Origin of the sequence: Streptococcus sp. CSL10205-OR2 (assembly GCF_025660655.1) — a bacterium.
In the GTDB taxonomy this organism is placed as follows: Bacteria; Bacillota; Bacilli; order Lactobacillales; family Streptococcaceae; genus Streptococcus.
The window spans coordinates 39,179-60,989 of the sequence record NZ_JAOTIN010000011.1 but is presented as its reverse complement, the minus strand read 5'-3'; the positions used below and the strand labels follow the sequence as shown (position 1 = coordinate 60,989).

Below are 21,811 nucleotides of genomic sequence, written 5' to 3'. Positions count from 1 at the left end.
GTCGCAAGCGTCAGTATTCTTCTTACAAAGGTGAGGTTGGCAAGAAAGCCGCTAATCTGATTAATCGCTCATTTGAAGCGTCACAGCCTCTTAAGAAGTGTTATACAGATGTCACTGAATTTGCGATCCCGGCTAGTGATCAAAAGCTTTATTTGTCTCCTGTCCTTGATGGTTTTAACAGTGAGATTATTGCTTACAACCTGTCAAAATCGCCAAATTTAAATCAAGTGAAAAGGATGTTAGAAGAAGCATTTCCGGATGACTGTTACTCTGGCACCATCTTACACAGTGACCAAGGTTGGCAATACCAGCATGATGTTTATCATCGCTTCTTAAGAAAGAAAGGCATGAGAGTTTCTATGTCACGCAAAACGAAAAAAAGCCACACAATGTGGCTTTTTTGTTTTCTTTTATTGAACGTCTAATTTAACGATTTGTGGTTTTGCAGTAAAACTCCACGAAGGTTCAACTTCTAATTCCATTTCTCCTTCTCCAAAAACACCAAAAGAAGCAGTAGCATTTTCATATGAACGTCCTGCTGAAATGGTATTTATTGTGTTGTTAACAGGATATGTATCCATTTTTTTACCATCAACATACAATGAAATTTCTGATCCGATAACATAATCATCATCAGATAGGTTTTCAACATCGTAAGTAATTGTTAAAACTCTATCTGGATTGCTTTCATCAAATTGATTTCTTTCATCGGTGAAATTAGTGCCTTTAATAGTTATGATAGCCTCTTTATCAAATGTAATTGCATCACCAATTTGATAAGTTTTCTTATCATCTTTTTTCGCTTCTGTTGTTTGTTCTACTTTGTCTTCAGCAGGTGCGCTTTCGTTTTTTGTGTCACTTGAAGAACAGGCAGTTAGTGTTGCGACTGAAAAAATCACTAATCCTAAAGCAAATAATTTTTTCATAATATAAATCTCCTTATCAGCTTTTAGTGTGGTTCAGACATTGCACATTATTGCTTATGAAATAAAATGATTCACGATATAATTATATAATTTTAAAAAATAAATCTTAAAAATGTTTTTATACAGTTAATATATTAAATTTCATTATGTGAATTATATCATTTTTTTGTTTTAAAAACTATAGAAATTTGAGAAAAAACTTAAAATATTTTGTTATGTTCTTTAAAAATTCAATTCAAGTAATTTTTTAGAGATTTATAACTATTACATAGTATTATATAAAATTTTTAAAGAAATTTGCGATAATTTAAAACAAAATTTTCAAAATCGTTGAATAGATAAACTGATGTGTGGTAAAATCGAAGCGAATAGGTCAATGATTTTAAAAAAGAAAGAAAATCTAGTACTTTATGCTAAATTAAGAAAAATATTTACAAAAAATAATAAGTTATTAGAGAAGTTAAATTTAAGATATAATATATAGATAGGTCTTCACTCACCCATAATTGCGTAGATGCTTATCTTTTTTAAAAGAATTTAGTGGTATAATAATGATGAACGATTTTATTCGAAATAATAGGAGTTTAACAATAGCATGACATATGAGAAATATTTTACGGCTATCTTAAATGATGTTGACGTTAAAAAAGATAAGCCTCTTTATACCATTTTTTTAAAAGCTTTTGCTGAGTATCAAAAAAATCAAGATGATGCCATCATTGCTAGGCTTGCTCATGAGGTATCACTCCATTTAATGACTAATAAATACAAAGCACCTCAGAGTGTCGTAGACTTTATGTTGCTCGGTCAAAAAGAATTAGCAAAAATAAGAGGAAAAGAGAGTTTTTTAAAAATGCTTGCCATGTCTATCGCTAATATGAGGTGATATTTTTAGCAACTTGTGCTCCTTAAAAATTAATGATTATGCTATTTAACACAGTTTTTGTTGGATATATAAAATTATTTGACAACTAAAATCAAAAGGAGTAGAATATTTCTAGATTCCTATAATGATACACTCCTCCACTATTTGCTTCCTAGTAGTGGTAAATATTTTACTCATATGATTCAATTTATAGGAATCTAAATCCTAAAAATAAAAAAAGCACCTAAAGGTGCTTTTTTGTATTTTAATCAATTTACTTATCTCCTAAGGCTTTTTCAAAGCGATTATCTGGGATAAACCAGATGGCAGCAACGACAATATAGCCTAGTTCTGCAAGAAAGACAGAAAATGGTGTAATGAGAATGGAGAAGATGTAAATAGCTGTTGATGCTTTTCCTTTTAGGTCTTTGCCGATGATACGTTTAATAATTTTTGAGTGATCACTATATTTGATGATTTGGTTTTGGAGCATAAAGTAGGATATGGCTGTAAAAAAGAGAACAACACCATAAACCATTACTGGCAGTGTGCTAGTGTAAAAACGGCTCACCCAATCGGTAGACCATGGGATGAGAGAAACAAAAAATAGCCAGAAATTATTAATCCAAAGGATACGACCATTGACTCTTGTGATACTAATCATTAAATTGTGATGGTTATTCCAGTAGATAGCGACATAGACAAAACTTAAAACGTAGGCCAGTAACCCAGGAACAGTCGTTAGTAAAGAGCGTAGTGTGTCTGTTTCTGGCACTTTTAATCCAATAACCATAACGGTGATAACAATCGCTAAAATACCGTCACTAAAGGCTTCTAATCGTGAACTTGTCATGTGAGATCTCCTTTGATTTTGATGGTTGTTCTTAATAACTTGATTATTGTTAGAAATGATTATTATAGTTATTATATCATAGTGTCATTATTTTTAGACTAGATGTGACTGTGCTTAAAGAGCCGTGTTTTCACTTCATCTTTTTGGTCTTGTGGTATAATCAGTATAAAGAAGTGATAGCAAGAGAAAGGAAAAGATTATGCCAAACAATTTAGCTTTGCGGATGAGACCAAGAGATATTTCAGAAGTGATTGGTCAAAAGCATTTGGTGGGAGAAGGAAAAATTATTCAACGGATGGTTGCGGCTAATATGCTATCTTCCATGATTTTATATGGCCCGCCAGGTATCGGAAAAACATCCATTGCTAGTGCCATTGCTGGAACAACAAAATATGCTTTTCGTACGTTTAATGCGACGGTGGACACTAAAAAACGTCTGCAAGAATTAGCAGAAGAAGCTAAGTTTTCTGGTGGGCTTGTCTTACTACTAGATGAAATTCACCGCCTTGATAAGACCAAACAGGATTTTCTTTTGCCACTCCTTGAAAATGGTAAGATTATCATGATTGGAGCCACGACAGAAAATCCTTTCTTTTCAGTCACTCCGGCTATTAGAAGTCGTGTTCAAATTTTTGAACTAGAATCGTTGTCAAATGATGAGATTAAAGAGGCCATCAAACGTGCCCTTAATGATAAGGAAAGAGGCTATGAATTTGACGTCACATTAGATGATGATGCCCTTGATTTTATTGCAACAGCAACAAATGGCGATTTACGCTCTGCCTATAATTCGCTTGATTTGGCGGTGATGTCAACCTCTCCAAATGAAGACGGGAGTCGTCACATCACGCTTGACATTATTGAAAATAGTCTGCAAAGAAGTTATATTACCATGGATAAAAATGGGGATGGGCACTATGATGTCTTGTCAGCTCTTCAAAAATCGATTCGTGGGAGTGATGTTAATGCTAGTCTTCATTATGCGGCAAGATTGATTGAAAGTGGTGATCTTCAAAGTCTTTCACGTCGTTTGATGGTGATTGCTTATGAGGATATTGGTTTGGCCAATCCAGATGCTCAAGTGCATACTGTCACCGCTATTTCTGCGGCTCAGAAAATTGGTTTTCCAGAAGCTAGGATTTTGATTGCTAACGTCGTGATTGATTTGGCTTTGTCACCTAAGTCCAATTCAGCTTACCTAGCGATTGACAAAGCACTATCTGACTTACGTTCAAACGGGAATCTTCCTATCCCAAGGCATTTACGTGATGGGCATTATAGTGGTAGTAAAGAGTTGGGTAATGCGCAAAATTACAAATACCCTCACCATTATCCAGAAAAATGGGTGAATCAGCAATATTTACCTGATAAGCTTAAACAAGCTAGCTATTTTGAAGGCAATGAAACTGGAAAGTATGAAAGAGCTTTAAAAGGAAGACTAGAAGCGATTGAAAAATTAAAAAAACAATCTTCTTCACAATAATCGTTTTTTAAAATGAGAAAGTTCCAAATAGCTTTTCTTTGTTTTTAATTTATAGATTAAAAAGAAATGACCCTTTTGATTTTGTTCGGAAATTAGTGTCTCAAACAAGGCTATCTTTAATGATATTGCTAGTCTAAAGCACTTTGAGATGCTTCTAAAACTTGAAAATTTCCTAAAATATGATATGATAAGGATAAAGAAATGCTGTGGTATACGAATTCACATTACTGTGTTGACCGACTAATTTTTTGTATTATAGGGAAACAAAGATCTCCCGACAGTATGTAGGCCGTTTCACGCGGAAACAACTAAGTTGGGAACACGTTGCCCACCTGCGTATAGCGTGCGGGTTCAATACAAGCCGTGAATAAACGGTACCAATACAGCTTTTTTTGCCTTCTTAGCTCAGCTGGCAGAGCAGCGGACTCTTAATCCGTGGGTCACAGGTTCGATCCCTGTAGGGGGCATCTACCACACAAGAAAAAGCCTTGATTTCAAGGCTTTTTTGCTTGGTTAAAAGAGATTTGTCCCATCATTTGTCCCCATGAAACATAATTTGTTTACTTGCTTATTTGTTACATGATTTTATTTCATTACTCAATTTTGTGATAAAATAAAACTAGACTATAATAGAAGGTGAGAAAAATAGATGAAATTATTTTTATGTTCGGCTTTTGAACAAGTAGGAACTTTATTAAAAAATGAAGTGGAAGGAAAGAATGTTGTATTTATACCAACAGCTTCTATAAATGAAGAATATAAAGGGTATGTAGATTCAGCAAGAAATCTATGGAAAGAATTGAAGGCAAATATTTTTGAACTTGAAATTTCAACCGCATCATTTGATGATATTCATAAAACTTTTGAGAAAGCAGATATTATATATTTTACTGGTGGAAATACCTTTTTCTTAATTGACCAGTTGAAAAAAACAGGAGTAGATGAGTTAGTAAAAAAAGAGTTATCAAATGGGAAACTGTATGTAGGAGAATCTGCTGGTGCTATTATTTGTGCAAATGAACTGTCATATATCAAGCCTATGGATGCAGTTCCGGAAGATTTCTCTCAAAAAGATTATACGGGATTAAATTTGATAGATTTTTATGTTGTTCCTCATTATTTGTGTCCACCGTTCACAGAAAGCTCTAAAAAAGTCATTGAAGAAAATTCCAAATTAAATATAGAAGCTATCACAAATTCTGAAGCTATAATGGTTGAAAATGGTCAAAAAACGAAGATGAGTTTATAGAATATGACTATCATTAAGGAGCAGTTTAGGATAAAAAGTTATTGAAAACTGTTTTTAATACATAAGATATAGAAATTTTTCTAGTCTATCTACCAAATAAGAAAAAAGCCTTAATTTTAAGGCTTTTTTACTTGGTTACTTATTTGAAATACTCCTCATACTCCGAAAAATCTTCATCACCAAAAAATTCTTCTATATCCTTTTTATTATTGATATCTATTTTTTTTACTAATACTTTTTTGTTCTACCATAATTTTTGCAATAACAAATTTTTACGTTAAAATTTTCCTAATATTATCTATTATTATATCTTTTTTAAAAAAGTTACATACTAAATCATAGAGTTTGTTTTATATTTTTCAACTGATTGATAGATTTTCTTGATTCTCTCTAGTCGCTAATTCTAATGAAGTAACCATCTGGGTCTAAAACGGAAAATTCTCTAGGTGTCACCATTTGATCATCAACTCTAAACTGGAGTGTTGTCAACTCTTTTTTTATCGGGTAGTTGTTTTCAATCAAGCGTTGATAAATATCAGTGATATTATCAACACCAAAGGTAAAATTGACTCCTCTGCCAAAGGGATAATGGAGCAACTCTAAGTCCTCTTTTCCCCCTTCTTCTAGCATGAGTTGAATCTTGCCCAAGGATAAAAAAATAAAGTGATCTTCGGGTCTTTCATAGGTAACGCTAAACCCGAGTAAACGCACATAAAAATCTTTCGATTTGTCAATATCGCTAACGATCAATTCTGGTATCAAATCATTGTATTCTAGTGGTGTCATAGGATACTCTTTTCTAGTTTTTGTTTAGTCTTCGTTCACTACGGTTCCTTGATGGAACAACAATTTCCAATCATCCTGATAAATAACCCAGATAGAACTGCGATTGGTTTTTTGTCCAGTCAGGGTATCAATCAACTGGTGAGTAGCAAGGTATGATGTTTCAGACAAGGCTAAAACATTGTAGTCAATGATTTGGTAATCACTGTCTGACAGGTCAATCTTTTCAAAATCTTTTTTATGGAAAATTCTGCCTGAGGCACCAAATTCTTTGTAGTCAGGATGAAGGACATCGAGATAAGTCTGGTCTTTTCTCTTGTCATTCGTTAAATGACGCCGTTCATAAGCTAAGATATCGGGTATTTTAGTCATGATCTCTCTTTTTTTCTACTATTTCTTGTTAGAATGATTATCTAATCATATGTTTTAAGGCTTCAACTATGATTTTGATGTTGCTTCATTATATCATAAATGATAAGAGAAATGAAATCGTCATGCTACTAGTTGCTATATAGTTATCATTTCAAAACCTATTTTCAGCAACGGTATTTTACCATTAGATTAGCGCTATTTAGTCTTTTCATGATAAAATGATAGTAAGAAGGATAGGATGATTGCTTTAAAAAAGAGGGAGTTTAGCATGAAAAAAAGTTATAACATCTTAGTGCTCATAGCGACTGTTTTTTCTTTGCTGAGTTTATTTGGTTGTCGTAAAGACAACAATCAAAAAAATCAGTCAGTAAATGCTTCTACAACTGTTGAAACTAAACTTGAGAAGACAAAAGAGACGACTGAAAATCCTAGTCAGTCAGACTCTGTCACCATTAAAGAAAGTCAGAAGAAACCCTCAGAGAATAATAAACCAGAGAATTCTCAAAAAGAGGCAACACAAAACCCACAAGTGATTGCAGGCATTCCTGTTGGTGCAAAGCATCAATTATCTGTTGAGGGTCAAGTGCAACAAGTCTGGAATTATTGCGCGCCAACGACTGTTAGTATGATGCTGTCTTCTAGAGGGGTGGTAGTAGATCAATTCCAGCTAGCAAAAGAAATGGGCACTTATGAGCCTTTTGGCACTCATAATCGAGATGCGATTCGCATCTTAAACAAGCATTTGTTTGGCTATGAATACCCTTCAGGAAACCAAGCTGGCTATCGTTTAGCAACCGTTACGCCATCATCACTAAACTCACAAGATATGAAGCTATTTAAAGAACGTCTCATCCAAAACATCGCAGATGGCTATCCGATGTATTATACTATCGAATTATCCAAAGTATATCCTGGGAAAAAAGGAGAGCATAATGTGATTGGAACGGGTTATCTGGAGACACCAGACGGCAAGGACATTGCTTTACTATATTATATTGATCCTTCCCCTGTTTCTCAAGATAGTTATTATGGTGGGCTTAAAGTCATCACACCAGAGGAATTATTATCAGCAATGGTGATTTGTGAGGAACCTAATTACGCTTGGTAAAACGTAAAAGATAAGACCTGCTATGAGGATGGAAGTATCAATCTCCTTTCTCAGTTATCATGAGTGTGATTCCTTTTTCATTATCTTGAGCGATAGATTTTTAATTATTCAAAAATGAGTTGAGATCAGTATTTTTTACAGCATTGTTTCATTTTCTTAGCTAAATAATAGATTTGATAATTATTCTAAAGATATTTTTCAAAAAAACTTCGATAATCAAATTAAATGATTTGCAATTATTACCATTTTACATTACAATGAATGAAAGAGTTAAAATAATTTTAGTTTTAAAGGGTTAACTGTTGTTAATAACAACTGATGTTTAATCCATTGAATATTGTAATCTTTCATTTTGCTAGATGATATGTCATTTAAAATTAAAGGAAAAGTGAGAACTTTAAAGTTCGTTGTTGAATGGCATTTGGCGTTTTATTTAAAGAGTTTTAAGTAGTAACAAAGGGTGTGTTCAACGAACGCACCCTTTTAATATAGCAGTTGAAATATCTTTAATCATAAGGAGGCGATGTTAAACGGTTGTGACTCAGCCAGTGTTGTAATAGAAGTCCTAGGATAACTAATCTTACAAAACTTAATTAAAAATAGAAGGAAAATACTATGATATCATTCATGACAAAAAATCGCGACAATTTTTGGGTTTATCTCAAGTATCAGATTGTGACGAAGCTCGCTTTATCTGTTATTATTCTCCCGCTTTATACTTTTTTACTCAATCTTTTAATCGCATCTAGCGGTAGAGATAATCTCTCAAGTGGGGATTATTTGAGTTTTGTGTTTAGTCTACAAGGTGTAGGGATGTTAATTCTTAGTTTAATTCTCTTTGTGAGTATTATAGGGATTGACGTCAGCTCATTTATTGCTCTCAGTACCATACAAAGAGAAAAAGAAGGCTACATCAAGAGTACTCAACTTCTAAAGATTGGCTTACAATCGATAAGAAATTTGCTGAACCCTGCTGGGTTATTTGTGGCTTTCTACTTGACGATTTTAGTTCCAATAGCAGGGGCAGGAATGGGTGTTTCTTCTATCGGGAATATTAAAATTCCTAATTTTGTCACTTCGGTGATTTATAGCAAACCGCTTTATCTAGCACTTTATACTGCTGTTGTTATCGTTATTACACTCATTACAATTTTACATATCTTCGCTTTTCATTATATTACCCTCACAGGGGATAATATTTTTGGTGCCTTAAAAAAAGCTAGACAGTTATTCTTAGGCCACTGGAAAGCATTTCTTAAGAGAATGGTCAACTTTTTTGGCTTTCTCTTAGCCATTTCACTCATTGGCGCTTTGATTGTTGGAGCTGGGTTATTAGTTCTCTTAACGTTACAAAATGTTAACACAGAACTCTATCGTTTCTTTAACTGGTTACTCCTTTTATCAGTAGCCTTTATCGTCTTTATGGTGACTGCTGTTGTTCTCCCATTTTTCATTCATACGTTGACAGATTTGTTCTATCAATTTAATGAAGAAGATGGTCATAAAGTGGTCTTAACCCCATTAATGTCTCGCATGATTAGAACTTCAGAAGAACCTGTCAAACTAGGATTCCTACAACGTTATGCTTTTAAAGTCTTTATGTCAGGAACAGCCCTTGTTATCTTACTAGCTTCTATTATGTTTACCCTGTTTTTCAACGAGATTTTTAAAATCAATCCTCATATTGATGTCATTGCTCATAGAGGTGGTGGTGACTTGGGCGTTGAAAATTCGATTGAGGGAATAGAAAATGCGATTGCTGAAGGAACAGAATGGACTGAAATCGATGTTCAAAGAACCAAAGATGGTTATTATGTTCTTAATCATGATAAAAATTATGCTCGTATTGCCGGTGTTGATAAAACACCAATGGAAATGACGCTGGCTGAGATAAAAGCGCTAGATTTAACCAATGAATTTGAAGAAAATGCCCCTACTGCCAAGGTGCCAACATTGGAAGAATTGATTGCCGCTTCAAAAGATAATATTGGATTATTTATTGAATTAAAAGGAGCTAGTGCCGATCATCAAATGGTTGATGATGTGGTGAAACAAATCAAAGAAAACAATCTTGGTGATAAGGCGGTTATCTTATCTCTTGATTATGACATTATCGAATACACTGAAAGCAACTACCCAGAAATTGAAACGGGTTATCTCTACTTCTTTAATATCGGAAATCTGAAAGATTTAAAAGGGGATTATCTGATTATGGAAGAAAGAGAAGCTACTGATGAGCATGTGGCTGCCATAAAAGAAAATGGTAAAAAAGTCATTGTCTGGACGGTTAATACACAAGAGTCGATTGATCAATTTGTCAATTCAGACGTTGATGGGATTATTACTGACCATGTCAAACCCGTTAAACAAGCCCTTAAAGACAGAAGTAAAAGAAGCGATGTCGAAATCATTCTTCATGAACTGGGCTTATTCAAATGATAGAAAAGAAAGGGTGATAAAATGATTATATATGTCATATTTTTAGCACTAATTGCAGGCATTGGATTTTTAACGAGACTACCAAAAGAAAGACGAATGGATATTCCTAAAGCCTTTCTATTGGTTGTTGTGGCACTAACCATCGGGATAATTAACTTTGTAGCACTCCATTTATTGGCATCTTTGACGCCCTTGTTAAGTGTTGTGCTTAATGATGTGGCTTCCTTATTCATTTTGATTTTAAGTATCGCGATTATCTCGGGCATTATTTTATATTGGATTGGCGTTTGGTTAATCCCTAAATTGAAAATACCGATGAGTGTTATCGTTCTATCAGAATATATTATTCAGTGGTCATTGATTTATATTACTGTTTATCAAATCACTTTCGATTCTTTATTTAAAGGGGAGGCAGCTGATCAAGTGGCTAAAATTGATGTGACGAATCCGACTCAAATGATGATTATGGTCTTACCATCTCTCATCTCTATTTGGATTGCGGTTATTTTATATAGAATTAGAAAAAATGATATTTAAGAAAATAACGTCACATTTTATTCATTAATAAGGTTTTAACATTTTTAAAACAAAAAAGAAAAAGGAGGAAACATATGTTTCACAGTAAAATAAATGCAATTAAGGCTGATGGTGCACTAAAACTAATTGGGATACCCATTTTAATGGTATTAGTGGTCTCTGTTGCTATACCAGGAGTGGTTCAAATGATTGTAGGGCTAGTATTGTCTTCTCAAGAAGGTCAATTGATTACACTGGCTTCAGTTGTTCAAATGGCACTAACATTTTTTGCAACACTATTTGCCCTATTAGCAGTAGCTAAATTAAAAGCAAAGGATTTTGGCTTTACTAAAACTGTTGGTAAGGATATCTCAAAAGGTTTGTTATATGGCTTTGGAGCCATTTCAGTGGTTGCCTTAGTTCTTGTTGTACTAGGTGCTGTTAGCATGAGCTTTAATTTTCACTTTGGGTCTATTCCAACCATTATTCTTGCGATAATAATGTTTGGTTTTCAAGGGCCATTAGAAGAATTGGTTTATAGATCTTACTTGATGCCTCATTTTGGCAAACAGTTAGGGATGGTCAAAGGGATTTTACTAAGTTCTGTCTTCTTTACTCTCATTCATGCTCTAAATCCTGGTATTGGTTTTATGCCTATCGTCAATCTTTTCCTAGCTAGTCTTGTTTTTTCATTAATCTACTACTTGACAGAAAGTTTTTGGTTGGTAGGAGCAGCACATGCTGTTTGGAATTTTTCACAAGGCATCATCTATGGCTCACTAGTGTCAGGAAATCCGATTAAAGAAAGTATTTTCACGGCTACACCAGTTAAAGGGATGGATTTCATCTCAGGAGGAAGCTTTGGTTTTGAAGGTGGTATCATTACTTCCCTCTTAGGAATTATTTTGATGGTCTTACTGATTAGTGCGATTAAGAAAAAAAATAGAGCTTACACAAGAGCTTAACATAAAATAAAAAGCATCTTTCTTAAGAAAGATGCTTTTTTGCTAGTGTTAGTTGTCACTTGCTAATTCTAATTGTAAAAATTTAGTATTTTCATCTGCTTTAAAGTGGTGGTTTTGATTAGCAGGGATAGAAACAAGACCATTTGCTTCTAGTGTTTGGCTTTCTTTTTTATTGGTCAACACTAATTTTCCTTCAAGAACGATGATGAGTTTGGTCTTGGGACTTGATTCACTACTAATGGTTTCTCCTTTTGCCATAGCATACAAAACAATCTTTTCTTTGATGTCTAGTTTTTGACTGAGAAGACGACTAGCAATTTGATGGTCATGATAGTTAATGGCTTCTAAAAGATTTGGAATCATTTTAAGCCTCCGGTTTGACAACAATCAGCAACATTTGAAAGGCTTCTTTGGCAAATAAACTGTGTGGTATATTGGCTGGCATGATAATGGTTTCACCAGCAGACACGCTAAAGTTTTCTTCACCAATGGTAATAAGAGCTTCACCAGTTAGTATATTGACCATAGCATCTCCAGGAGAGCTGTGGCGACCAATTTCTTGTCCCTTATCAAGAGAAAAAAGAGTCATTCCTAAATCTTTTCGCTGGACGAGGGTTTTGCTGAGCATTTGCTCTTCTTCGATAGGGACTTCATTTTTTAAGTCTAGCACTTTACTCATTTCAATTTTTTCAATGTATGACATGTTATTCTCCTTTGTTACTTGATACTTGCAACAGCAATATAGCAGAGGTTTTTTCCGGTTTTACTGAAAAATCGTCTCATGTTGAGAAATTGCTCTCTGTTTTCTTTTTTCAAACCACGAGAGACAATTTTAACACTATCCACAAGTCCTTCGTCTTTAATCATTCCAAACGGTGACATGAGAGTCATTTTCCCGTGAGTATAGTCAGATTTTGAGAAACCAGAGTCAAGAATAATTCGTCGCCAGTCATCTAATTGCAGTGGTGTGACGTGGACGTTGATGGTTTGACTGAGTTGATTGAGGATAGCTTGAGTTTTAGGGTCTTCATAGGAAACATCGTGAGTTAGTAAGACACCACCTGGTTTTAAGACACGATGGTATTCTTTAAGTGCCTTACTTTTAGCCTGATTGTTTAACATGGTTAACATGGCTTCATTGATCACAACGTCAAAACTATTATCTTCAAAAGGCAATTTCATCGCATTAGCTTGCATGAGTGTAATATAATCTTCTAACTGTGCTTTTTGAATATTTTCTTTTGCTTCTTCTAAAGCTTTTTTATCCATGTCAACACCAGTGATATGGCAATGAAATCGTTGTGCCAAGTCGATGGCTGTCGTTCCTCGATTGCAAGCCACTTCAAGAACCTTACTTTTACTTGAAAAGTGACCTTGTTCAATTAACCAGTTGGTTGCTGTAATCCCTCCAGGACGCAATCGTTTTTTTCCCAAACGTGCTAAAAATTGATGTCCAACTTCTTTACTTGACAATAATCTTTCCCCCTTTGTTAAATGAGAGCCATTAAAAGCTTTTGCTCTCTTAATCGTCGTCTAATAATCATCTATACTATAACACTCTAGTGAAAAATAATCAATCGTCTCAAGAGTCTTACTTTTGACAACAAAAAAACCTTTACAGATCTGTAAAGGTTTTTCAGAGACAAGCTAGTTTTTAGCCATTATTTTTGAAACCACTCATACTTTTTAGGATAATCGTTGTAGTGGTTAAATTGTGAAGAATGGATAGAAGACTTGGTGAGATAAGGTTAAAGACACCTAGCAAAATTAAGCTACTGTTAATGGTGATGGTTTCTTTAACATTTTTTGAAACTCTTATTTCAAGCTCTCTAGTAATATTTTCAAGGTCTAAGAGGCTATCTAATTTATTGCTTGCTAGGACTAAATCACTGGTTTGTTTGCTAATATCAGCGGCATCATGCATAACAGCACCAATGGTTGCTAGTGAGATGGCAGCAGAGTCATTTAACCCATCGCCAATCATCATCACTTTTTTACCCATCGTCATTTGTTCTTTGACAAAATCGTATTTATCTTCGGGAGTAACATTGGTTTTAATGTATTGGAAAGTGATATCTCCGATAAGATTTTGGGTTCTCTCAACAGTATCTCCTGTAAGGAGTGCTACTTCCTTGCCTTGACGTTGGAGGTAAGCAATCATTTCTTTTGCACCCTCTCTTAATGGGGTGTCAATTAAGAAAATACCAATTAACTGCCCATCATAACCAAGATAGAGAAGGTTGTATTGTTTTTGGTAGGAAGCAATCAACTCTTCTTGTTCTGGTGTGATTTTGATCGCTTGTTCAGTCATTAGTTGATAACTACCAATTGCTACTTGCTTGTCGTCAATGGTTGATAAGATACCGCGTGAAGCAATGTGTTTTAGTTGTCCGTGCATTTCTTCATGGATAATATGCTGCTCTTCAGCTTTTTGGACTACGGCAGTAGCAAGTGGATGGTGAATATGCTCTTCTAAACACGCGCCAATTCTGATAACATTTTCGGTAGAATAATGATGGAAAGGAATGACTTTAAAGACCTTAGGGTCAGAGACGGTCAATGTGCCTGTTTTATCAAAAACAAACAAATCAATGTCATTATAGTTTTCCACCACGTCCATACTTTTAATGATAATGTCATGATCAACAGCCTCTTTAATGGCTGACAGGTAAGAAACAGGAATCGACAGTTTTAACGCACAGGAGAAGTCAACCAGTAGGAAAGACAAGGCTTTTTGGAAGGAACCTGTCAAGAAATAGGTGAGAAAGACGCCTAAAAAATTGTATTTGACCAGACGGTCAGCCAATTTGATAAATTTTCGCTGTTCACTCCCTTTTTTTGTTTCTGATTGCCTCATCAGTCGCATTAGTTCATGCAGACGATAATTGAGTGTGGCATTAGTGACTTTGATATAAAGTTCACCAGATTCCAAAATAGTGTTTGAATAAACAGTATCTTCATTTGTTTTAAAAACGGGGAAAAATTCGCCATTGAGAGAACTCTCATTGACCATACCACTCCCAGCTGTGACGATACCATCAAACAATAATTCGTTACCAGCAGAAATAATGACAATGTCATTTTCCTTGATGTCTTTGCTGTGTTTTTCGACTTTTTGTTGGTTGTCCTCTAAAACCCAGACCATCTGTTCACGATTATTTAAACTATTTTCTAAATCTTCAATGGACTTTTTATTGGACCAATCATTTAATTGATCACCCAAGCCCATGATAAACATGATAGATCCGGCTGTTTTAAATTGCCCCATGAGAATAGAGGTCGAAATAGCGGCACCATCAAGCACTTCCATCGTCAATTCTTTTTTGGTTAAATGATTTAAGGCTTCTTTAATGTAGCGAGTGGCTTGGTAAATCGTATAACCATATTGAAGCGGCATTGGTAAAAATAAGCGTCTTGCTGCAAATTGCAGAAGTTCTTTTGAGACGATTTGATAAGGGGTCTCTTCTTTTTGATAGGGTTTTTCTAAAGCTATTTTGAGCTGTTTTTGATCAATGCTTTTTAGATAAAAAAGAGCAGACGAAAGAGCATAGCCTTCGTTCACAGTAATAGCTATGGTTTTTTCGTCTTGATAAAAATGAACCATCTTAATGGCTTCATTTTGATGAGCCAATTCTTTGAGATACTCTCTAACAGCATAACTACAAAGAAAAGGGCATTTCACCCTTATTCGACTATTGTTTTGATGCAATATTTTAAATGTCATTTGCTACTATCAGTTTTCTGTCGCGCTTGGTTGGTCGAGTTCTAGTTCTTCAGCAATCAATGCTAATTCTTTTTGTTTTTCAGCTTCATAGATTTCTCTAGCATCGGCTAAAACATCATCTGTGTGTTGTTTGACCACTGAAAGACTTGAATCTAGTTCGTCTTTAACTTGGTATGATTTCGCAATCACTTTAGCATACTTAGATTTCGCGTTTTTACTAGATAATAATTTTAAACCGACTGTTCCAAAAAGAACACCGCCTAAAAATAATCCAGAGCTTTTAGTAACTTGTGTGGCTTTTAATAGTTGTTTTAACATAAGGGCCCTCCACTTTCTTTGATAAATCCATTATAACGTGAATAGTCTCTGATTACAATTGATACGGGTTATTAAAAAAGAGAAGAAGCTAACAATTGGTCATTTGATAGAGATACGATATTGTGATTTCAGTGTCTATACAAAAAAGTAGAGCTATAAAAAGGCTGATTTATCAGCCTATCATAGTCTACTTAATCTCTCGATTAGACGTTTATAATAATCATCAAAATGTGGCATTGTTGTTCCAGTGTCATCGATTGGTTCTTATCATTCGTCTGGCACGTATTCAAGAATATCACCAGGCTGGCAGTCTAATTCCTTACAGATGGCTTCTAAGGTTGAAAAACGGATGGCTTTTGCCTTACCTGTTTTTAAAATGGACAGGTTGGCAGGAGTAATACCAATGCGTTCTGCCAGATCTCCTGAGCGCATTTTCTTTTTGGCAAGTTCAACGTCTAGATTAACAACAATCATCGTTTACTCCTTTCTAGATAGTAAATTCATTTTCGGCTGCGATGTCATTTGCTTTTTCTAATATTTTTGAAAGTGTCCAAACAACAAGAGCAGTGATAATATAAGTAGGATTGAAAAAGGAGTAATCTTGGAATTGGAAAATACCATTTCCAAAGAACGATGCAATCACTAAAAGGAGTGCAACACGTTTTGACAAGAGAACATTTTGTTTAACAAAAATTTCATCGGCTATAATATTTTTGAAAAATTGTCGAACACAATAAAGGACAAAGAGAATAATATAGCTATTGGCTAGATTTAAGAGAGTGGCTAAAGGACTAGCGTCTTTTAAAGACATCGTAAAACTCATATCAGCATTGTTAAAAAGATCAATATTTGTAATGCCAAGGGCAAAAAAGATTGTGGCAAAAACAAGTGAGATGGCTAGTATGATGAGTAAGATATTGATAAAACCAAGGATATATCTTAAGTAGGTGTTTTCTTTAGTCACTATGGTGTCCTCTTTTCTAGTGTTTTGTTGTATTAATTAGGCTTGTTGTTTGGTATGGTTTTTGATGTAAGTAATCACTTTGCTGGCTATCAATAACCAAACAGCAATACCAAGATTGACGATGATGTGATTAGGATTAGCAGTAAATTCAGTAATGCCTTGAATAAGGCCAACAACAGCCATCAAAAGAGCGCCTTTTTGCAAGAATAATGCTGTTTTATCTGAGATTAACTCACTTGGGTTGAAAGAAGTGATGAATTGTTTGAGTTTGATAAGTCCATAAGTCATGAGAGTGTTACCAGCCACAAGGGTAAGAACGTAAGCATTAGGACCACCCCAAGCATTTTGAGCTGAGAAAGTTGTTTCAACGCCTGCAGGTAACAGTTGTGAGAGATCAACTTGTCCAAACAGTAGGACAAGGGAGGCAATACTGATAATGCTGAGAATGACGATGGCAATAGTAGCAGCTAATGTGATGAATCCTTTAACAAGGGCAGTGAATTTAGTTGTTTTCATTTTTTATTCCTCTATTTCAATATATTTTTTTTAATTAGACATAAGGTGAGCTCTTCTTATCTCTTTATCGAAATATATTTATTGTTTTTCGATAAATATAGTATAGCACAATTTTTTTGAATTGCAACACTTTTTTATCGTTTTTTGATAAAAAAATATTATTTTTCGTTATTTTGTTGAAAAAACAATGTCTATTAATAGAGGGAAACCCAGATTTGACGGTCTTTTAAGAGATTTTCCTAAATGAAAAATTTTTTTGAGATGAAATGAAGAATTTTTATTTTTTTTGCTGTTTTTAGAATGATATTATTTTTTTCCATTGTTTATGATTAAGACACTTTTTCAAAGACTTCACAGATCATTGGTGCCTGTTCATAAAATGTTTTCCCAAACCTTTGATATTCTTGTTCAAAAAAGCGGTCATGAACTTTTCTCCAATAGTTATAGCTTCTGTCACCTTCTCCTTCATGCCAAGCATGCTCTGGAGAGACCAAATAATAAGGGACAATATAGACTAACTTTGTTTGTGTCACACAAACTGGCTCGTTTGAGCCATTTAAAATAATATTATATTCTCCCACCTTTGGCAGAGGATCATCGTTTTCATAGAGTTCATAGGCAGAGGTTGTCGCTGTTTTTATTTTTTTATCTACTAAATTAGCCAAGTCATCAGCCATTTCTTTCGTGTTGCCAAAAGCCCATGCCTCATAGGGAGTGTCTATTGGAATATTTTTTTCTGTACAGAATGTTTCCCAGTAGTTTTTGATGTTGTCTGTCATTTTGATGCCTCCATAAATTTGTGTTTGTGTTATCAACATATTGTCCTAGTGTTATTTTAAAAATAGGGTTTAGTTATTCATCTTTGTTTTTAAATCTAATCACTTGCTCTTTGGCATCGACGCTTGCATGTACTCCAAATGGCACAATGGCGCGTGGTGTGGCATGCCCAACATTAAGGTTATAAAGAATTGGCAGAGAAGGATTGTCAATCACGTCAACTAATATTTGTTTATACTCTTCATAGTAAGTGTCATCCATTGGCTTACCAACTAGAATGCCGTTTACAACAGAAAAGATGCCTGTTTCTTTGAGCGTTTCAAGCATTTTTTGAAAGAGATTTGGACTTGGTTTTTCTTCGCTGGTTTCAAGTAGGAGAATTCTCCCTTGCCAGTCAGAGAGATCTGGGAAGAGCTGGTATTTTTTAGCCAGGATTGGCGAATCGCTGTGTCTTGTATCGTCAAATAAACCATAGAGGGATTCTAGGCAACCGCCAAGGATTTTCCCTGAGAAAGTACTCTCTCCTTGCAGTAACTCCCAACCCTGATTTGGATGACTTTGACGCTTAGTACCCAAGGCTTTAGGGCTAAAATCTGTGCGCTCTTCGTACCAAACCTCACTTGGTTTAATCTCAGAAATAGTCTTTGTTTCAAGTAATTCTTTAAAGTATTTTTGCGAATAGGGCAACATTTCTTTGTCGAGTTCAGCCACATCCGGTAGGAAAGCCTGACCATAAAAGGTTTTGATACCAAGTTGATGCAGCATCAAGTGGTTAATGGTGGTATCAGAAAAGCCAAGGAATGGCTTTTGATTAACGACCTGTTTTAACTCATCCTTGTCAAAGAGATAAGGGAGCAACCGATAGGTATCATCTCCACCAATGGCACACAAAATCATATCAACCGTTTCATTTTTAAAGGCAGCCAAAAGATCCTCTGCTCTTTTTTCAGGATGCTTGTCCAGAAAGTCAACCCCTTTTAAAGCGTGTTTAGAAAAAGTAACGGTTATGTCTAGTTGCTTCAAACGTTTCACACCCAAATCAAGTTCATGCTTGATAAAATCTTCCCCTAAAATGCCTCTAGATAAACTGATAATTTCAATGGTTTTAATCATAAATACTCTCCTTGGAAGTCTTAGGGTTATTATAGTATAGTTTTGTTGGTAAGACAAGAAATGACGAGAGTTTTGTAGCTTTGCCCATTTGCTTGTTCTGGCAGTAAAGATAATCAATCGAGTAACAGGTTTCATTTTAGCATCCCTTGACATTTGTTGTTTTTTTCGTTATGATTAAAAAAATTATATCCAATAGACGTTGTTCAGGAGAAGAGAATCATTCACGATTTTCGCCGAAGGAGCTAAACTCTCAGGTGCTTATAGTAAGCGGGACTGAAAACTGATGGACTTCTGGAGAGACTTGTTGAGATGATTGTCATCTTAGAACAGGCGCCGAAGGGGCAAGGCTAACGCTCAATCTCTCAGGCAAAAGGACAGAATAAACATAAGTATTACTAAAGAAATGTCAAAAGAAAAACAGCGTTTTTCTGACGTTTTTGTATTATCTTTTCGTTTAGTCACTTCAGAAAAAAAGGCATCTATTGGTTAGTTGCCTTTTTGTGTTGTTGTTTATTATTTTTTAGGTAGAAGGAGAAGATATGTTACCGTTTTTGAAGGATTTAGATAGTTTGATTTGGGGGCCACCTCTTTTAGTATTATTGTTAGGAACAGGGATTTACCTTAGTTTTCGCTTGAAATGGTTCCAATTGTTTCGCTTAAAAACAGCCTTTGCCTTGATTGCTCAACCACAAGATAGCGATGCTAGTGGTGAGATTTCTAGTTTTGCGGCTTTAAGCACAGCCTTAGCAGCAACAGTTGGAACGGGCAATATCGTGGGTGTCGCAACAGCTATTAAAATGGGTGGGCCAGGTGCTTTATTTTGGATGTTACTGGCAGGGTTTTTAGGAATGGCTACCAAGTATGCAGAAGGATTTCTTGCCATCAAATACCGTCAAAAAGAAAGTAATGGCGATTATTCTGGTGGTCCCATGTATTATATTGTTAAGGGGATTGGTCCCAAGTGGAAACCGCTGGCACAATTTTTTGCTTTTAGTGGTGTCTTGGCAGCTCTTTTTGGGATTGGTAGCTTTACTCAGGTTAATGCGATTACAGAAGCTGTTCAAAATAACTTTGAATTACCTTCTTATTGGACGTCTTTCTTATTAGCCATTTTAACGGGACTCATCATTTTTGGAGGGATTAGGTCTATTTCAAGTGTTTCTTCAAAAGTTGTCCCTTTGATGGCAGGTTTTTATATCTTGACAACCATCATTATTATAGCAATGCATGCTGATCGCATTTTGCCAACCATTCACTTGATTTGGCAGTCTGCTTTCACAGGACATGCCGCAACAGGTGGTTTTTTGGGTGCTAGTATGGTCATCGCCATGCAGTCTGGTATTGCTCGAGGGATTTTTTCAAATGAATCGGGTTTAGGGTCAGCACCAATTGCTGCTGCGGCCGCTAAATCCAATCAGCCTGTTGAGCAGGGGCTTATTTCAATGACAGGAACCTTTATTGATACCTTGATTATTTGTCATCTGACTGGGTTTGCTATTCTTGTAACGAGTTCTTGGCAGGGTGATTTGAATGGCGCTGTGTTAACGCAATCGATTTTTTCTGATAATTTTGGTCCCATTGGAACAACAATATTAACCATTTGTTTGATATTATTTGCTTTTACCACCATTCTTGGTTGGAGTTATTATGGTGAACGTTGTATCAATTTCTTGTTTGGTGCTAAATTTATCTTGCCATATCGCATTATTTTTGTTGCAATGATTTTACTTGGTGGCTTTTTGGAACTGGAAATCATCTGGATTATCGCAGACATTGCGAATGCCTTAATGGCGATGCCAAACTTGATTGCTATTTTATTATTATCACCCATCATTGTCTCAGATTATAAGGCTTACTTTAAAAAATAAAAAAAGCGGACGTTTTCTCAAAAAGTAAAGCGTCCGTTTATACATTAGATTGATTGTCTAATAGTTTGATACTGTCTTCTATATCATTTTGAATAGCTTTCTTGGAAAGATTTTTGATGTCAATAATTCCGAAAAAACCTACATGACTTTTGAAGAATTTGTTATGGTCGATTTCTGTTGAAGCAAGAATTAATAAGGCTTGTGGTTCATACAATCTTATGTTTTTAGATATCTCAAGACCATCCCAAGTGATCAATTTTGGATCATTGATAACAATATAGGTATTAGTCTCATTTAGTGGTTGATGAGTATAATTTCTTTTTATGATTAATTTTTTATTGGGATGTTTTTCTTTTAGGTAATTTTGGATAATTGTTATCAACTGACTTTGATACCATACTGGTTTTATGAGATAAATCATCGTTTTCCTTTCTATCTTAGTTGCTGTTATTTCATTTTATCATGTTTCTTTATTAGCATTTCCTTGATGTAGTGAATAGATTGTTTCTTATAATGAATGGTATATTAATGCCGTTCGTTACCACTAATTAACCATTTATGACATGGTGGCTAGTTATCGTATTTTCTTTGTTATGATAAAAAATATTATAAGGAGAGGATTATGGACTATATCATTGTTAAAAAAGATAAAATAAATGTTAAAATTAATATGATTGATATTTTATACATTGGTACGATAGAAAATCGCCCTCGGGTCTTAGAATTTGTCACGGATAAAGAAACATATCAATCGTATGGAAAACTAAAAGCTATTGAAGATAGGACAACTTTAACATTTAAGCGTTGTCATAAAAAATATCTTGTCAATTTAAGACGGGTAGAGGCGATTGATAGTCTCAATCGTCAAATGATATTTGATAATCATCAGATAGAACCAATAGAATGTTCAAGACGACATATGACAGATGTTTTGAGAGAATGGAAAAATTTATAACAAATCACAAGAGGTAG

At 34.8% G+C, this 21,811-nt stretch carries 24 protein-coding genes, 1 tRNA gene, 1 other RNA gene, 2 pseudogenes and 1 riboswitch; of the genes and pseudogenes, 12 read left to right on the top strand and 16 right to left on the bottom strand.

Features of this window, described 5'->3' with window-relative positions; all coding sequences use genetic code 11:
• Positions 1-371: pseudogene (locus tag N7659_RS06330) on the top strand (DDE-type integrase/transposase/recombinase); the annotation flags it as partial.
• Between the two features lie 39 nt (positions 372-410).
• Here N7659_RS06330 and N7659_RS06325 read toward each other — a convergent pair.
• Positions 411-926 (bottom strand): hypothetical protein, encoded by a 516-nt coding sequence (locus tag N7659_RS06325; protein ID WP_263276340.1) that lies wholly within the window; start codon positions 924-926, stop codon positions 411-413.
• Positions 927-1,521: 595 nt separating this feature from the next.
• Between N7659_RS06325 and N7659_RS06320 the strand changes: the two genes are divergently transcribed.
• Positions 1,522-1,812 (top strand): bacteriocin immunity protein, encoded by a 291-nt coding sequence (locus N7659_RS06320; protein ID WP_263276339.1) that lies wholly within the window; start codon positions 1,522-1,524, stop codon positions 1,810-1,812.
• A 253-nt stretch (positions 1,813-2,065) separates the two neighbouring features.
• Here N7659_RS06320 and N7659_RS06315 read toward each other — a convergent pair whose 3' ends face one another.
• On the bottom strand, positions 2,066-2,644 hold the full coding sequence (locus tag N7659_RS06315) for a TMEM175 family protein (RefSeq protein WP_263276338.1): 579 nt from the start codon (positions 2,642-2,644) through the stop codon (positions 2,066-2,068).
• Positions 2,645-2,843: 199 nt separating this feature from the next.
• On the opposite strand from N7659_RS06315, the gene N7659_RS06310 reads away from it, so the two are divergent.
• The 4 genes from N7659_RS06310 to N7659_RS06295 all read left to right on the top strand — a co-directional run bounded on the left by N7659_RS06310 (position 2,844) and on the right by N7659_RS06295 (position 5,376).
• Complete coding sequence (locus N7659_RS06310; RefSeq protein WP_263276337.1) at positions 2,844-4,127, top strand: replication-associated recombination protein A; 1,284 nt, start codon at positions 2,844-2,846, stop codon at positions 4,125-4,127.
• Positions 4,128-4,325: 198 nt separating this feature from the next.
• A non-coding RNA gene (ssrS, locus tag N7659_RS06305) (6S RNA) lies at positions 4,326-4,520 on the top strand.
• Position 4,521: 1 nt separating this feature from the next.
• Positions 4,522-4,594, top strand: a tRNA-Lys gene (locus tag N7659_RS06300).
• 182 nt (positions 4,595-4,776) lie between these two features.
• Entirely contained in the window at positions 4,777-5,376 is a 600-nt protein-coding gene (locus N7659_RS06295; protein ID WP_263276336.1) for a Type 1 glutamine amidotransferase-like domain-containing protein, read from the top strand.
• Between the two features lie 139 nt (positions 5,377-5,515).
• On the opposite strand, the pseudogene N7659_RS08230 reads toward N7659_RS06295, so the two are convergent.
• The 3 genes and pseudogenes from N7659_RS08230 to N7659_RS06285 form a co-directional block, all read right to left on the bottom strand.
• Positions 5,516-5,627: pseudogene (locus N7659_RS08230) on the bottom strand (antitoxin).
• Positions 5,628-5,766: 139 nt separating this feature from the next.
• On the bottom strand, positions 5,767-6,162 hold the full coding sequence (locus tag N7659_RS06290) for a bleomycin resistance protein (RefSeq protein ID WP_263276335.1): 396 nt from the start codon (positions 6,160-6,162) through the stop codon (positions 5,767-5,769).
• Positions 6,163-6,186: 24 nt separating this feature from the next.
• Complete coding sequence (locus tag N7659_RS06285) at positions 6,187-6,531, bottom strand: DUF4440 domain-containing protein (protein WP_263276334.1); 345 nt, start codon at positions 6,529-6,531, stop codon at positions 6,187-6,189.
• A 268-nt stretch (positions 6,532-6,799) separates the two neighbouring features.
• Between N7659_RS06285 and N7659_RS06280 the strand changes: the two genes are divergently transcribed.
• The 4 genes from N7659_RS06280 (at position 6,800) to N7659_RS06265 (ending at position 11,559) form a co-directional block, all read left to right on the top strand.
• Positions 6,800-7,639, top strand: coding sequence for a C39 family peptidase (locus tag N7659_RS06280; RefSeq protein WP_263276333.1), 840 nt, complete (start codon positions 6,800-6,802; stop codon positions 7,637-7,639).
• Between the two features lie 615 nt (positions 7,640-8,254).
• The gene (locus tag N7659_RS06275) at positions 8,255-10,078 is read left to right on the top strand and encodes a glycerophosphodiester phosphodiesterase family protein (protein WP_263276332.1); all 1,824 of its coding nucleotides are present in this window, start codon (positions 8,255-8,257) and stop codon (positions 10,076-10,078) included.
• A gap of 21 nt (positions 10,079-10,099) precedes the next feature.
• Complete coding sequence (locus N7659_RS06270) at positions 10,100-10,615, top strand: hypothetical protein (RefSeq protein WP_263276331.1); 516 nt, start codon at positions 10,100-10,102, stop codon at positions 10,613-10,615.
• A 74-nt stretch (positions 10,616-10,689) separates the two neighbouring features.
• A complete protein-coding gene (locus N7659_RS06265) occupies positions 10,690-11,559 on the top strand; it encodes a CPBP family intramembrane glutamic endopeptidase (protein ID WP_263276330.1) in 870 nt (289 codons plus the stop codon).
• Positions 11,560-11,607: 48 nt separating this feature from the next.
• Here N7659_RS06265 and N7659_RS06260 read toward each other — a convergent pair whose 3' ends face one another.
• The 10 genes from N7659_RS06260 to N7659_RS06215 all read right to left on the bottom strand — a co-directional run bounded on the left by N7659_RS06260 (position 11,608) and on the right by N7659_RS06215 (position 18,971).
• Entirely contained in the window at positions 11,608-11,922 is a 315-nt protein-coding gene (locus N7659_RS06260; protein ID WP_263276329.1) for a cupin domain-containing protein, read from the bottom strand.
• A gap of 1 nt (position 11,923) precedes the next feature.
• Positions 11,924-12,262, bottom strand: a complete 339-nt coding sequence (locus N7659_RS06255; RefSeq protein WP_199568206.1) for a cupin domain-containing protein — start codon at positions 12,260-12,262, stop codon at positions 11,924-11,926.
• Positions 12,263-12,276: 14 nt separating this feature from the next.
• Complete coding sequence (locus N7659_RS06250) at positions 12,277-13,032, bottom strand: class I SAM-dependent methyltransferase (protein ID WP_263276328.1); 756 nt, start codon at positions 13,030-13,032, stop codon at positions 12,277-12,279.
• Positions 13,033-13,213: 181 nt separating this feature from the next.
• Entirely contained in the window at positions 13,214-15,283 is a 2,070-nt protein-coding gene (locus N7659_RS06245) for a heavy metal translocating P-type ATPase (protein ID WP_263276327.1), read from the bottom strand.
• 9 nt (positions 15,284-15,292) lie between these two features.
• Positions 15,293-15,601 carry a DUF6110 family protein gene (locus N7659_RS06240; protein WP_263276326.1) on the bottom strand — a complete coding sequence of 103 codons (309 nt, stop codon included), beginning with the start codon at positions 15,599-15,601 and terminating at the stop codon, positions 15,293-15,295.
• 267 nt (positions 15,602-15,868) lie between these two features.
• The gene (locus tag N7659_RS06235; protein ID WP_018370397.1) at positions 15,869-16,075 is read right to left on the bottom strand and encodes a helix-turn-helix domain-containing protein; all 207 of its coding nucleotides are present in this window, start codon (positions 16,073-16,075) and stop codon (positions 15,869-15,871) included.
• Between the two features lie 13 nt (positions 16,076-16,088).
• On the bottom strand, positions 16,089-16,565 hold the full coding sequence (locus tag N7659_RS06230) for a DUF2975 domain-containing protein (protein ID WP_018370396.1): 477 nt from the start codon (positions 16,563-16,565) through the stop codon (positions 16,089-16,091).
• 36 nt (positions 16,566-16,601) lie between these two features.
• Positions 16,602-17,081, bottom strand: coding sequence for a hypothetical protein (locus N7659_RS06225; RefSeq protein WP_263276325.1), 480 nt, complete (start codon positions 17,079-17,081; stop codon positions 16,602-16,604).
• A gap of 329 nt (positions 17,082-17,410) precedes the next feature.
• On the bottom strand, positions 17,411-17,860 hold the full coding sequence (locus N7659_RS06220) for an ASCH domain-containing protein (protein ID WP_263276324.1): 450 nt from the start codon (positions 17,858-17,860) through the stop codon (positions 17,411-17,413).
• A 73-nt stretch (positions 17,861-17,933) separates the two neighbouring features.
• Positions 17,934-18,971, bottom strand: coding sequence for a S66 peptidase family protein (locus N7659_RS06215; RefSeq protein ID WP_263276323.1), 1,038 nt, complete (start codon positions 18,969-18,971; stop codon positions 17,934-17,936).
• A 281-nt stretch (positions 18,972-19,252) separates the two neighbouring features.
• A riboswitch (glycine riboswitch) is annotated at positions 19,253-19,359 on the top strand.
• 151 nt (positions 19,360-19,510) lie between these two features.
• On the opposite strand from N7659_RS06215, the gene N7659_RS06210 reads away from it, so the two are divergent.
• Positions 19,511-20,839: an alanine/glycine:cation symporter family protein gene (locus N7659_RS06210; protein WP_263276322.1), complete on the top strand. Its 1,329-nt coding sequence runs from the start codon at positions 19,511-19,513 to the stop codon at positions 20,837-20,839.
• A gap of 37 nt (positions 20,840-20,876) precedes the next feature.
• On the opposite strand, the gene N7659_RS06205 is transcribed toward N7659_RS06210, so the two are convergent.
• Positions 20,877-21,260 (bottom strand): hypothetical protein, encoded by a 384-nt coding sequence (locus N7659_RS06205; RefSeq protein WP_263276321.1) that lies wholly within the window; start codon positions 21,258-21,260, stop codon positions 20,877-20,879.
• Positions 21,261-21,461: 201 nt separating this feature from the next.
• Between N7659_RS06205 and N7659_RS06200 the strand changes: the two genes are divergently transcribed.
• Positions 21,462-21,794, top strand: coding sequence for a LytTR family DNA-binding domain-containing protein (locus tag N7659_RS06200; protein WP_263276320.1), 333 nt, complete (start codon positions 21,462-21,464; stop codon positions 21,792-21,794).
• Positions 21,795-21,811: the final 17 nt, after the last annotated feature.